This is a genomic window from Streptomyces sp. NPDC001822, from assembly GCF_042892135.1.
Lineage (GTDB): Bacteria > Actinomycetota > Actinomycetes > Streptomycetales > Streptomycetaceae > Streptomyces.
Genome location: NZ_JBIATW010000006.1, coordinates 213,679 through 226,975, shown reverse-complemented (window position 1 = coordinate 226,975; position 13,297 = coordinate 213,679). Strand labels below are relative to the sequence as shown.

Below are 13,297 nucleotides of genomic sequence, written 5' to 3'. Positions count from 1 at the left end.
GGATCCTCAGAGCGGAACCTGCCAGATCACCGTCGTGCCGCCGGCCTCGCCCGGCCCGGCCTCGAACCAGCTCGCGCCGCCCAGGGACTCCGCGCGCCTGGCGAGGTTCCGCAGACCGCTGCGCCGTCCGCCCTCCGGAATGCCCACCCCGTCGTCGGCGACGGACAGCCTGACGGCCTCCCGCCCGCCGGGCAGCACCGCGGTCGCGTCCACGGTCACGTCGACGCGTGAGGCACGCGCGTGCCGGAAGGTGTTGGACAGCGCCTCCCGCAGGGCCGCGATGAGGTTCTTCCCGGCCAGCTCTCCCACGAGGGAGTCGACGGGGCCGAGGAACCGGTGCGTGGGCTCGAAGCCCAGCGGCACCGCCGCCATGTTGATCTCCCTCAGCACACGGGTCCGCAGACCCGACGGCGCCTCGGCCGCCTCCTGCTGCAGGGCGAAGATGGCGGTGCGGATCTCCTGGATGGTCACGTCCAGTTCGTCGACCGCCCGCCCTACGCCCTCCCGCACGGCGGGGACCCGTGACCGCCGCTGCGCTTCCTCCAGCACGATCCCCGTGGCGAACAGCCGCTGGATGACCAGGTCGTGGAGGTCCCGGGCGATCCGGTCCCGGTCCTCGTACACCGCGAGCCGCTGCCGGTCCCTCTGGGCCTCGGCCAGCTTCAGCGCGAGGGCGGCCTGCGCCGCGAAGTGGCTGGCCAGCGTCCGTTCGGTCGGCGAGAAGGCCCGGCCTCCCCGGCCCCTCGGGACGGCGAGCGCGCCGAGCACCCGCCCACCGCTCCGCAGGGGCAGCAGCATGTGGGGGCCGTACTGGTCGGCCAGCCCGGTGATCATGCGCGGGTCGGTGGCGGGGTCGCTGACGAAGACCTCCTCGCCTCGCAGGAGCGCGGCCACCACCGGGCTCTGCGGCGGAATGATCACCCCGAGGGAGGCGGACGGCTTGTTCCCCGCGACCGCCGCGATCTCCAGGCCACCGCCCTCGGCCGGCAGCAGGACGATGCCCGCTTCGGCGTCGGCCAGACGGCGTGCCTGTTCGGCGACGACGGTGAGCGCCTCGTCGGCGTCCCCGCCGGAGAGCAGGGCGGTGGTGACCGCGACCGAGCCGTCGATCCACCGCTCGCGCTGCCGGGCGGCTTCGTAGGTCCGCGCGTGGGCGATGGCGATCCCGGCCTCCGTCGCGAGCACGCGCAGCACGTGCAGTTCGTCGCGGCCGAACGCCTCACCGCCCCGCTTGTCCATCACGTAGAGATTGCCGAAGATCTCGCCCTGCACCCGGATGGGGACGCCGAGGAACGTCCGCGCCCTCGGGTGGCCCGGCGGGAAGCCCTCGAAACGCGGGTCGGCCTCCAGGTCCTCCAGCCGGATGGAGACCCCCTCCCGGATCAGGACGCCCAGCAGACCGGTGTGTCCGTCGGGCGGCCGCCCGACGGCCCGGGCCGTCTCCTCGGACACCCCGTGGGTGATGAAGTCGCAGAGGCTCTCGCCCGGCTTGTCGACGACTCCGAGGGCCGCGTAGCGGGCGTGTGCGAGCTCGGCCGCGGTCTCACAGATGCGTTCGAGGGTGGAGTGGAGTTCGAGGCCCGTCCCCACGGACCGGGTGGCCTCCAGCAACTGCGGCACGCGCGCGGTCAGCTCCGCGGAGAGCCCTTGCAGGCTGTCGGGCGTCCTCCGCGCGGCTTCGGTGGAGTCCTTCGGATCCGGCTCGGGCATGCTCTGAGCCTAATAACCGACGAATAGTCCGGAAAGTCGGATAAGGAGAGCGGGCGCGGGAGGGAGAGCGGATGCAGGCGGAGGGAGGGCGGGCGCGGGAGGGAGAGCGGGCGCGGGAGGGAGAGCGGATGCAGGCGGGGGAAGAGCGCGTGCGGCCCTCAGCTCCGTACGGACACCGCCTCCCGCGTCCGGGACTGCTCCGGCCCGGCCGCCGCCGGCCGCTCTTCGCGTTCGATCATGCGGCGCAGCGGCCCGTCCTGGGCGGCCAGCGCGGCGTACGCGCCCTGCTGCACCACCCGCCCGGCATCCAGCACCAGGACCTCGTCCACCTCGTCCAGCCCTGCCAGCCGGTGCGTGATGAGCACGGTCGTCCGGCCCTCCGTCGCCGCCAGCAGGTCCGCCGTCAGCGCGTCCGCCGTCTCCAGGTCGAGGTGCTCGGCGGGCTCGTCGAGCACGAGCACGGGGAAGTCCGCGAGCAGGGCGCGGGCCAGGGCCAGCCGTTGCCGCTGTCCCCCGGAGAGCCGCGCCCCGTGTTCACCCACCAGGGTGTCGAGACCGTCGGGGAGCGACCCGGCCCAGTCCAGCAGCCGGGCCCCGGCCAGCGCCTCCCGCAGCTGACCGTCCGTCGCCCCGGGACGGGCGAGCCGCAGGTTCTCGCGGATGGAACTGTCGAAGACATGGGCGTCCTGGGCGCACAGCCCGACGAACGACCGCACCGTGTCGCCGTCCAGCGCCGTCGCCTCGACCCCGCCGAGGCTGTACGTCCCCTCCCTGGCGTCCAGGAAGCGGAGCAGCACCTGGGCGAGCGTCGTCTTCCCGGAACCGGAAGGACCCACGACGGCCACCCGCTTGCCGGGGAACAGCGTCAGGCCGACCGAATCGAGGGCATCGCGCTCCGCACCCTCGTAGCGGGCCGACAGCCCCCGGACCACGAGCGGGTACGGAGTCGCGGGCGCCTGCGCGGCCTCGGCCGGCTCCACGACCGGCACGGGAGCGTCGAGCACCTCGAAGACGCGCTCCGCACTCCGCTCGACACGTCGGCGGTACTGCACGGCGAGCGGCAGCCCCGCCACCGCCTCGAAGGCGGCGAGCGGGGTGAGGACGACGACGGCGAGCTCGACACCCGCAAGGCGCCCGTCCCGGACCGCGGGCAGCGCCACGACCGCCGACGCCACGACGGTCAGTCCGCAGATCAGCGCGGACAGCCCAGCGCCGAGCGCGGTCGCGGTGGCGGCCCGCGAGGTGAGCCGGGTGAGCAGCGCATCAGCCCCGCGCACCTGCCGCCTGCGGCCGGGCAGCGCGCCCGCGACGGCCAGTTCCGCCGTCCCGCCGAGCAGGTCGGCGACACGGACGGCCAGCGCGGCCCGGGCGGGCGCCAGTTGGTTCTCGGCCCGCCTGGCGCACACACCGCTCAGCCACGGCACGCCCACACCGGCGAGGAGCAGCCCCGCCGCGAGGACGGCACCCGCCCCGGGAAGCAGCCACCCGGTGAACCCGACGGCGGCGGCCCCCACCGCGAGGGCGGTACCCACCGGCAGCAGCCAGCGGAGCCAGTAGTCCTGCAGCGTGTCCACGTCGGCGACCAGGCGGGAGAGCAGGTCGCCCCGCCTGGTCGTCCCGAGCCCGGCGGGCGCGACGCGCTCCAGTCCGCGGTACACGGCGACCCGCAGCTCCGCGAGCATCCTGAGGACCGCGTCGTGCGAGACGAGCCGCTCGGCATAGCGGAAGACGGCACGCCCGATGCCGAACGCCCGGGTCGCGGTGACGGCGACCATCAGATAGAGCACCGGCGGCTGCTCGGAGGCACGGGATATCAGCCACCCGGAGACGGCCATGAGCCCCACCGACGAGCCCACCGCGAGGCTGCCCAGCAGTGCCGCCAGTCCGAGCTTCCGGTACTGGGAACCGGCTGCCTCACGCACCCGCGCGAGCACCCGGCCGCCGGTGACCGGGGCCGTGTCCTTCAGCAGGACGGGATCCCCCGGCCGTCCCGCGCCGGCCGGGGCCTGCGGACCGGCGGGACCGGAAGCCGCGGACGGCGTACCGCCGGGACCCGGCTCCCTGTCGGCCGATCGCGGCCTCGGGGTCAGCGACACCACACGGTCCGCCACCGAGAGCAGCGCCGGCCGGTGGACGACCAGCAGTACCGTGCGCCCCGCCGCGAGCCTCCGTACCGCGTCGACGATGCCCGCCTCGGTGTCGCCGTCCAGGCTCGCGGTCGGCTCGTCGAGCAGCAGCAGCGGCCTGTCGGCGAGGAACGCCCGTGCCAGGGCCAGGCGTTGCCGCTGGCCCGCCGAGAGTCCGGAGCCGTCCTCGCCCAGCAGCGTCTTCCGGCCGTCGGGCAGCGCCTCGACGAAGTCGTACGCGCCCGCGTCACGCAACGCCGCCGTGACCGCGTCGTCGTCCGCGTCCGGGCGGGCGAGCCGTACGTTCTCGGCGATCGTCCCGGCGAACAGGTGCGGGCGCTGGGGGACCCAGGCGATCTGTTCGCGCCAGCGCTCGGCGGAAAGGGAGCGGAGGTCGGTTCCGCCGACCTCCACCCGGCCCTCGTCGGGGTGCGTAAAACCGAGCACGACGTTGAGGAGCGTGGACTTGCCGACGCCGCTGGGACCGACCAGGGCGACCGTCTCCCCCGGCTCGACGACGAGCGACGCGGCGTCCAGCGAGGGCTCGGTACGGCCCGGGTGCCGGACCGTCACCTCATCCAGTTCCAGCCGCAGCACCCCCGGGACATCCTGCGTGCCACCGGCCGCGGGCTCCGTCTCCAGAACCGCGAAGATCTCCTCCGCCGCCGAGAGCCCCTCCGCCGCCGCGTGGTACTGCGCGCCCACCTGCCGGATCGGCAGATAGGCCTCCGGCGCCAGGATGAGGATCACCAGCCCCGTGTAGAGGTCGAGATCCCCGTGGACGAGCCGCATTCCGATCGTCACCGCGACCAGCGCGACCGACAGAGTGGCCAGCAGTTCCAGGGCGAAGGAGGACAGGAACGCGATCCGGAGGGTCTTGAGCGTCGCGGTGCGGTACTGCGCGGTGATCGTGCGGATCGACTCGGCCTGCGCCTTGGCCCGGCCGAAGACCTTGAGCGTCGGCAGTCCGGCGACCACGTCGAGGAAGTGTCCGGAGAGCCTGGACAGGAGCCGCCACTGGCGGTCCATCCGGGACTGTGTGGCCCATCCGATCAGAACCATGAAGAGCGGAATGAGCGGCAGCGTCACCACGATGATCGCCGCCGAGACCCAGTCCTCGGTGACGATCCTGGCCAGAACCGCCACCGGCACCACGACCGCCAGCCCGAGCTGCGGGAGGTAGCGCGAGAAGTAGTCGTCGAGGGCATCGACCCCTCGGGTGGCCAGCGCCACCAGCGAGCCGGTCCGCTGCCCGCCGAGCCAGTCCGGTCCCAGTTCCGTCGCCCGGTCCATGAGCCGGCCCCGCAGCTCCGACTTGACCGCGGCGCTCGCCCGGTGGGCGGCCAGCTCGGTCAGCCAGGCGACGAACGCCCGCCCCAGCGCGACCGCGGCCAGCAGAAGCAGGGGAGTCCGGAGTCCGGCCGCGGTCAGCCCGTCCTCGAAGCCACCCACCACCACGTCGGCCACGAGCATGGCCTGGGCGATCACCAATGCCGCTCCGACCAGTCCGAGTGCCACCGCGGCCGCCAGGAAGAAGCGGGTGGCACGGGCGTAGCGGAGAAGGCGAGGGTCGATCGGTTTCACGTGAAACAGCTCCCCAGTGAGCTCATGTCGTCGGCATCAACGGGTTCGGCGCGCGGGTGGACCTTTGCGCACGGGCGGCGGCGCGGGGTGCGGGACCCGGTGCCCGCACCGGCGGCGGTGCGGGCACCCGGTTCAGTGCGCGTCGGCGATGTGGTGCGTACCGATGCGCTTGCGGAACACCCAGTACGTCCAGCCCTGGTACAGCAGCACCAGGGGAGTCGCGATACCCGCGCACCAGGTCATGATCCTGAGGGTGTACGGGGTGGACGAGGCGTTGGTGACCGTCAGGTTCCAGGCGTCGTTCAGCGAGGAGGGCATGACGTTCGGGAAGAGCGTCAGGAAGAGCATGGCCACCGCGGCCGCGATGGTCACCCCGGAGAAGGCGAAGGACCAGCCCTCCCGTCCTGCCGCGATGGCCGCGATACCGGCGGCCAGGGCCACCACGGCGACGATCATCGCCGTCAGGCTCCGGCCGTTGCCGTTCTCCGCCTGCGTCCACACGAGGAAGCTCAGCGCGAGTACCGCGGTGACGAGACCCAGCTTGAGCGCCAGTCCCCGGGCCCGGGCCCGGATGTCCCCGACGGTCTTGAGCGCGGCGAACACCGCCCCGTGGAAGGTGAAGAGGAACAGCGTGACCAGTCCGCCCAGGAGTGCGTACGGGTTGAGCAGGTCGAAGAGGTTTCCGACGTACTCCATGTCGGCGTCGATCTTCACGCCCCGGACGATGTTGCCGAAGGCCACGCCCCAGAGCACGGCCGGGATCAGCGAGGTCCAGAAGATCGCGTGCTCCCAGTTGGTCTGCCAGCGCTCCTCGGGGCGCTTCGCCCGGTACTCGAAGGCCACGCCCCGCACGATCAGGCAGAGCAGGATGACCAGAAGGGGCAGGTAGAAACCGGAGAACAGGGTGGCGTACCACTCCGGGAACGCCGCGAAGGTCGCGCCGCCCGCGCTGAGCAGCCACACCTCGTTCCCGTCCCAGACCGGTCCGATCGTGTTGATCAGGACACGACGTTCCTTGCGGTCGCGGGCCAGCAGTTTGGTGAGGACCCCGATGCCGAAGTCGAACCCCTCCAGGAAGAAGTAGCCGGTCCACAGGACGGCTATGAGCACGAACCAGATGTCGTGGAGTTCCATCTCTCAGCTCCGCTTGGGTCTCAGTAGGAGAAGGCCATCGGCCGGTCGGCGTCCTGGTCGTGGCCGCCGATCCGGGTGGGCGCGTCGAGGTCGGCCTCGGTGAGCTCGGGCGGCCCGGCCTTGACGTACTTCAGGAGCAGCTTGACCTCGATGACGGCGAGGACCGCGTAGAGCGCCGTGAAGACGATCAGCGAGGTGATGACCTCGCCCTGCGATACGCCGGGGGAGACCGCGTCGCGGGTCTGGAACACCCCGTAGACCACCCAGGGCTGGCGTCCCGTCTCGGTGAAGATCCAGCCCCAGCTGTTGGCGATCAGCGGGAAGAGCATGGTCCACAGGGCCGTGATCCAGTACAGGCGGGCGAGCTTCGGGCTCAGCACCCGGTTCTTGAAGAGCACCAGATTCGGCACCTCGTCCTCGCCGGTGCGCAGCGCCTCCGGGAGCATGAACCGCCTCCGTGTCAGCCACAGCCCCAGCAGTCCGAGGCCGAAGGAGGCCATGCCGAAGCCGATCATCCAGCGGAAGCTCCAGAAGGCCACCGGGATGTTGGGCCGGTAGTCCCCCGGGCCGTACTTCTCCTGCTCGGCCTTGTTGATGTCGTTGATGCCGGGGACGTACGAGGTGAAGGTGTCGTCCGCGAGGAAGGACAGGACCCCGGGGATCGAGACCTCGACGTCGTTGTGACCCTCCGCGACGTCCCCCACCGCGAAGAGCGAGAAGGGCGCGCTGTTCTGCCCCTCCCACAGGGCTTCGGCCGCCGCCATCTTCATGGGCTGCTGCTTGAACATCACCTTGCCGAGCACGTCTCCGCTCACGGAGGTGAGGAGGCCGGCGACCACCACGGTGACCAGTCCGACCCGCAGCGAGGTGCGCATCACCGGGATGTGCCGCTTGCGCAGCAGGTGGAAGGCGGCGATACCGACCATGAAGGCACCCCCCACGAGGAAGGCCGCCGTGATCGTGTGGAAGAACTGGGCCAGCGCGGTGTTCTGCGTGAGCACGTGCCAGAAGTCGGTGAGTTCGGCGCGGCCGCGTTCCTTGTTGATGCGGTAACCGACGGGGTGCTGCATCCAGGAGTTGGCCGCCAGGATGAAGAACGTGGAGAGGACGGTGCCGAGGGAGACCATCCATATGCAGGCGAGATGGATCTTCTTCGGCAGCTTGTCCCAGCCGAAGATCCACAGCCCGACGAAGGTGGACTCGAAGAAGAAGGCGATCAGCGCCTCGAAGGCCAGCGGGGCGCCGAAGACGTCACCGACGAACCGTGAGTAGTCGGACCAGTTCATGCCGAACTGGAACTCCTGGACGATGCCGGTGACCACGCCCATCGCGATGTTGATCAGGAAGAGCTTGCCCCAGAACTTCGTCGCCCTGAGGTACTTCTCGTTGTCCGTGCGCACCCAGGCGGTCTGCAGGCCGGCCGTGAGCGCGGCGAGAGAGATCGTCAGAGGGACGAACAGGAAGTGGTAGACGGTGGTGATGCCGAACTGCCATCGCGCCAGAGTCTCCGGTGCCAGAGCCATGTCCACGCCGCTTCTCCTTACGTCGCCGCGATCACAGCCGTCCTTCCGTCCCGGCGATCCACCCGATCACGGGAGGAAACGGGATGCGCTTGTGAACGCGTTCACATTCACAAGCCAGTATGGCGCACACGTCTTCGAGTCCTTTGCCCGGGGGGTGCTTTCCGGCCGCACCGGCCGGACCGGCCGAAACCGGACAGACCTGCCACCGCGTACGGCCCCGCCCCCGGCGGGAAACGCCGGTGGCCCCGGACCTCGACGATCGAGGTCCGGGGCCACCGGGGGCCGAGCGGCGAGCCCGCGGCCGCTACTGCGGGCTGTAGGACTCCGTCACCTTCAGGAAGACGTCGTTCGCCTCCGCCTCCCCGATCGTGACGCGCACACCCTCACCGGCGAACGGCCGCACGACCACTCCCGCCCGCTCGCAGACGGACGCGAAGTCGAGCGTCCGCTCACCGAGCCGCAGCCAGACGAAGTTGGCGTGGGACTCCGGCACGGTCCAGCCCTGCCGGACGAGCCCGTCGTACACGCGGGACCGCTCGCCCACGAGCGCTCCGACCCGGCCCAGCAGCTCACCCTCGGCACGCAGCGAAGCGACCGCGGCGTCCTGCGCGACCTGGCTCACGCCGAAGGGGACGGCCGTCTTGCGGAGCGCCGCCGCCACCGGCTCGTGGGCCACGGCGAAGCCGACCCGGAGCCCCGCGAGGCCGTAGGCCTTGGAGAAGGTCCGCAGCACGGCGACGTTGGGGCGGTCCCGGTAGATCTCTATGCCGTCCGGCACCTCGGCGTCCCGGATGAACTCCTTGTACGCCTCGTCGAGCACCACCAGCACGTCGCTCGGAACCCGGTCGAGGAATCGTTCCAGCTCGGCCCTGCGCACCACGGTGCCGGTCGGGTTGTTCGGGTTGCAGACGAAGATCATGCGCGTGCGGTCGGTGACGGCCCCGGCCATGGCGTCCAGATCGTGCACGTCGCCGGTGGTCAGCGGCACCTTGACCGACGTCGCCCCGCTGATCTGCGTGATGATCGGGTACGCCTCGAACGACCGCCAGGCGTAGATGACCTCGTCACCCGGGCCCGACGTGGCCTGGAGCAGCTGCTGGGCGACGCCCACCGAACCGGTGCCGGTGGCCAGGTGCGAGACCGGAACGCCGTGGCGGTCGGCCAGCTCGTTCACCAGGCGCGTGCACGCCATGTCCGGGTACCTGTTGAAACCGGCGGCGGCCGCGAGCACCGACTCCATCACCCCGGGCAGCGGCGGATAGGGGTTCTCGTTGGAGGACAGCTTGAAGGCGACCGGTCCGTCGGCGGCCGCCGGCTTGCCCGGCACGTACGCAGGGACGCCGTCCAACTCGGCGCGCAGCTTGGGGCTCGTCTCGCTCACCGCAGGTCCTCCTCGACCGTCCGTACACATCAATACTGCTCACCTTATGAGGATTGGGCATCCGTGCGAATGGCTCTGATGCGAAATCTCCGCGGGCGGCAGAACGGACCCCACTCGCACCCTCCCGACAGGCCCTGCCCCGGGGGAGCACTCGGCAACCTGGCGCACGCCCATCGCTCACTCCGTGGCGCGCATCCCTCGAACAGGTGAGTTGAGACCTCTTCGAGACCTGGACCACTGGCCAGGTTCATGCCCGTCGATGCATGACACATTGACCAAACGGGCCCCAACGCCCTTACATCACAAGGCATTTACTGTTCTATGATCATGCAGAAACGTGCCTGTCAACGCGTGCATATGCGACCGGCCCAACCCGGCGTCCGAGCCCTACTATCGGCTCGCCATGACAGCAGCAGGGAAGCACCAGGTGAGCCGGACAGAGACGCCCCGGCGCAGCGGCCGGCCGGGACGGGCGGGTATCCGGGACGTAGCCGCGGCGGCCGGAGTCTCCATCACGACCGTGTCCGATGCGCTCAACGGCAAGGGCAGGCTTCCGGATGCCACCCGCCGCCATGTCCGCGAGGTCGCCGAACGGCTGGGCTACCGCCCGTCGGCCGCGGCCCGCACCCTCCGTACCGGCAGATCGGGGCTCATCGGCCTGACCGTGACCACGTACGGGGATGAACCTTTCACCTTCACCGAGTTCGCCTACTTCGCGGAGATGGCGAGAGCCGCGACGTCGGCCGCGCTCGCCCGCGGCTACGCGCTGGTGATCCTGCCGGCGACCTCACGCCACGACGTCTGGTCGAACGTCGCCCTCGACGGCACGGTCGTCATCGACCCCTCCGACCAGGACCCGGTGGTCACCGAGCTCGTGCGCCAGGGCCTCCCCGTCGTCTCCGACGGGCGCCCGGCCGGAACGCTCCCCGTCACGGCCTGGGTCGACAACGACCACAGGGCTGCCGTGCTCGATCTCCTCGACCACCTCGCGGCCGCCGGAGCGCGCCGCATCGGTCTGCTCACCGGCACGACCACCGACACCTACACCCGGCTGTCCACCACCGCCTATCTCCACTGGTGCGAGCGCGTCGGGCAGGATCCGGTCTACGAGTCCTACCCGGCCCACGACCCGTGCGCCGGGGCCGTCGCCGCCGACCGCCTCCTGGCCCGCCCGGACCGGCCCGACGCCGTCTACGGACTGTTCGACCCGAACGGGACCGACCTGCTCGCCGCCGCACGCCGCTACGGGCTGCGCGTCCCCGAGGACCTCCTGCTGGTGTGCTGCAGCGAGTCCACCGTGTACGCCTCGACCGAGCCCCCCATCACCACGCTCTCCCTGAAACCCCGCAGGATCGGCACCGCGGTCGTCCAGCTCCTCATCGACGCCATCGAAGGGGTCGAGCACGACGGTCCGGTCGAGCAGGTGATACCGACGGAACTCATCGTCCGGACCTCCTCGCAACGGCGGCCACCCCGCACCACGGTCAGCCCACCGCGCTCACCCGCCGGGGACTGATCGGATTAATCCGGACCAAATGGTCGGTGAACCGCGAGTGCGTCCGGATTCACCACCCCTGGTGCGTCACAGAGCACGATCCGCATTCCTATGATGGGCGCACGACACCGCGGACCACCTCTACCAGGCACGGCCCGTCAGGTGTACGGCGGCGCGACGGTGGTGGAGGGGTCGATGACTCAGGGGGCCGGTCAGGAACCCGTGGTGCGGACAGCGACGTTGCGCGACTTCCGCGTACCGCCGTATGCACAGGCGCAGGCGCCTCTGCCGCATCCCGGTCACGCCGTGGTGGGCGACGAGCCGCCGGAGGGGTACACCCCCACCGAGCGCGATCTTCCCGTGATCACCCGCGGCGACACCCTCCAGGTCCCGGACGCCCGCCCGGCCCCGGAAGCGGGGCTCGGCCCCCTGTTCGTGGTCGGCGACGTCCACGGCTACCTCGACGAACTCATGGCGGCCCTGGGCGAGCAGGGACTGATCGACGCCGACGGCCGGTGGGCCGCCGGCAACGCCAGGCTGTGGTTCCTCGGTGACTTCACGGACCGCGGCCCGGACGGCATCGGTGTCATCGACCTCGTCATGCGCCTCTCGGCGGAGGCCGCAGCGGCAGGCGGGTACTGCAAGGCACTCATGGGCAATCACGAACTGCTGCTGATCGGCGCGAAGAGGTTCGGCGACACCCCCGTGAACTCCGGCGCCGGCACCGCGACCTTCCAGGCGGCCTGGCTGCTCAACGGCGGCCAGAAGACGGACATGGAGCGGCTCCAGGACGTCCATCTCCAGTGGATGGCCCGGCTCGACGCGGTCGTCGAGGAGGACGGGCACCTGCTGATGCACTCCGACACCACGGCCTACCTCGACTACGGGTCCACCATCGAGGACGTCAACGACACCGTCCACGCCATCCTCACGCAGAACGACGCGGACGAGTGCTGGGACCTCTTCCGCAAGCTGACCAAGCGCTTCGCCTTCCGCGACGAGGGCGGTGCGCAGGCCGTCCGGGAACTCATGACGACGTACGGCGGGCAGCGCGTCGTCCACGGTCACAGCCCCATCCCGTACCTTCTCGGCGAGGTCGGGTCGGAGGACGGCGAGGAGGCCCCCCGCCCGGTGGTCGACGGGCCGCACGTCTACGCGGAGGGGCTGGCCATCGCCATGGACGGCGGTGTGACCATGGCCGGAAAGCTGCTGGTCGTGCAACTCCCCCTGCACGGGTGACCTTTCGCGGGGGCAGACGCGCCACCACCTGACTCCGTCGACGGCCGGGCAATTTCTGGAAACCCTCTGTCACCGCACGCCGTATGCGCTCTACCATCGGCGTATCAGTAGCAGGCTCTCCTCCGTTTTCGCCCGATCACCCGGCCCACGCGGCGGTCAGGCCCTACGGAGCATCGGGGGATGCAGATGAAAAGCGCTCCGCACCTGCTGGCCGAGGACCGCCCCGAATACGAGCGGATCCTCGCCGACGCGCTGCGTCATGCTCACGAACGCCCCGATCTGGACGGTGTCGGCGACCGCCTCAACACGGAACAGCTCCGGACGATGGCGTTCGACGCCACAGCCCTGATCACGACCGCGGCCGCCACCGAGTACGACCACTACGTCAAGGTCCGCGGTGAACTGCGGGGCCCCGTCGACCCGGCGGACACCGACGCCGTCCTCGGGCCCGCCATGGACGACGACCCCGAGGGCGCGGGAACCCTCGCCGTGATAGCGGCGCTCGCCCCGGTCCTCGCGGGCACGGCGGCCCTGATATTCCTGCTGATCGGCTACCTCCTGAAGGCGGTCAGCTCAGCCTCGTTCGCAGGCCCGATGGTCACGGCGGGCTGGTTCTTCGCGGCCGTCGCGGCCGCGGCCATCCTCGTCGCCGCGATCGGGCTGCTCGTCACCGCGCTGCGCAACGGCGCCACCGCCCTGCCCGCCGTGGACGACGAGGAGGAGGAACTGCCCGAGGAGGTGGCACGCGCCCGGGAGGCCTGGCGCCACGCCCTTCTGGAGCGCGGCATCCTTCCCTTCCTGCGGGACGCGCTGGCCGACCCGACGGCCGGACCGGCCTCCCGTACACCGCACCGCTCGGCCCACCGCATGCCGAAGATCGGCTACAGCCGGCCGGACTTCACCGGGCCGGAGGACGGCCCGTCCGCCGGCCCGCGCCCCACGTTCACGAGCCCGGACTTCACCAGCCCCGACTTCGGCGGCCCCGAGCACCGGCCGGAGTGATCCGGCTCCCCGGCCGCTCCGTCGAGCCCCGGGGCCGCACACGGCAGAGGCCGGGGCGGCTCGCTGCCGCCCCGGCCTCTCTCATCCGCTGTGCGGGTGTGAC

8 protein-coding genes are annotated in these 13,297 nt (G+C 71.2%); 3 read left to right on the top strand and 5 right to left on the bottom strand.

What is annotated here, in order from left to right; all coding sequences use genetic code 11:
• Nucleotides 1-6 precede the first annotated feature (6 nt).
• The 5 genes from ACFYY2_RS16565 to hisC all read right to left on the bottom strand — a co-directional run bounded on the left by ACFYY2_RS16565 (nt 7) and on the right by hisC (nt 9,458).
• A complete protein-coding gene (locus ACFYY2_RS16565; RefSeq protein ID WP_388742892.1) occupies nt 7-1,710 on the bottom strand; it encodes a GAF domain-containing protein in 1,704 nt (567 codons plus the stop codon).
• 158 nt (nt 1,711-1,868) lie between these two features.
• On the bottom strand, nt 1,869-5,420 hold the full coding sequence (cydD, locus tag ACFYY2_RS16560; protein ID WP_388742889.1) for a thiol reductant ABC exporter subunit CydD: 3,552 nt from the start codon (nt 5,418-5,420) through the stop codon (nt 1,869-1,871).
• A 132-nt stretch (nt 5,421-5,552) separates the two neighbouring features.
• Complete coding sequence (cydB, locus tag ACFYY2_RS16555; protein ID WP_388742886.1) at nt 5,553-6,554, bottom strand: cytochrome d ubiquinol oxidase subunit II; 1,002 nt, start codon at nt 6,552-6,554, stop codon at nt 5,553-5,555.
• Nucleotides 6,555-6,574: 20 nt separating this feature from the next.
• Nucleotides 6,575-8,083 carry a cytochrome ubiquinol oxidase subunit I gene (locus ACFYY2_RS16550; RefSeq protein ID WP_388742883.1) on the bottom strand — a complete coding sequence of 503 codons (1,509 nt, stop codon included), beginning with the start codon at nt 8,081-8,083 and terminating at the stop codon, nt 6,575-6,577.
• A gap of 298 nt (nt 8,084-8,381) precedes the next feature.
• On the bottom strand, nt 8,382-9,458 hold the full coding sequence (hisC, locus tag ACFYY2_RS16545) for a histidinol-phosphate transaminase (RefSeq protein WP_388742881.1): 1,077 nt from the start codon (nt 9,456-9,458) through the stop codon (nt 8,382-8,384).
• 403 nt (nt 9,459-9,861) lie between these two features.
• On the opposite strand from hisC, the gene ACFYY2_RS16540 reads away from it, so the two are divergent.
• The 3 genes from ACFYY2_RS16540 (at nt 9,862) to ACFYY2_RS16530 (ending at nt 13,194) form a co-directional block, all read left to right on the top strand.
• Nucleotides 9,862-10,974: a LacI family DNA-binding transcriptional regulator gene (locus tag ACFYY2_RS16540; RefSeq protein ID WP_329039190.1), complete on the top strand. Its 1,113-nt coding sequence runs from the start codon at nt 9,862-9,864 to the stop codon at nt 10,972-10,974.
• A gap of 174 nt (nt 10,975-11,148) precedes the next feature.
• The gene (locus ACFYY2_RS16535) at nt 11,149-12,192 is read left to right on the top strand and encodes a metallophosphoesterase (RefSeq protein ID WP_388742878.1); all 1,044 of its coding nucleotides are present in this window, start codon (nt 11,149-11,151) and stop codon (nt 12,190-12,192) included.
• A gap of 180 nt (nt 12,193-12,372) precedes the next feature.
• Complete coding sequence (locus ACFYY2_RS16530; RefSeq protein ID WP_388742875.1) at nt 12,373-13,194, top strand: hypothetical protein; 822 nt, start codon at nt 12,373-12,375, stop codon at nt 13,192-13,194.
• Nucleotides 13,195-13,297 lie beyond the last annotated feature (103 nt).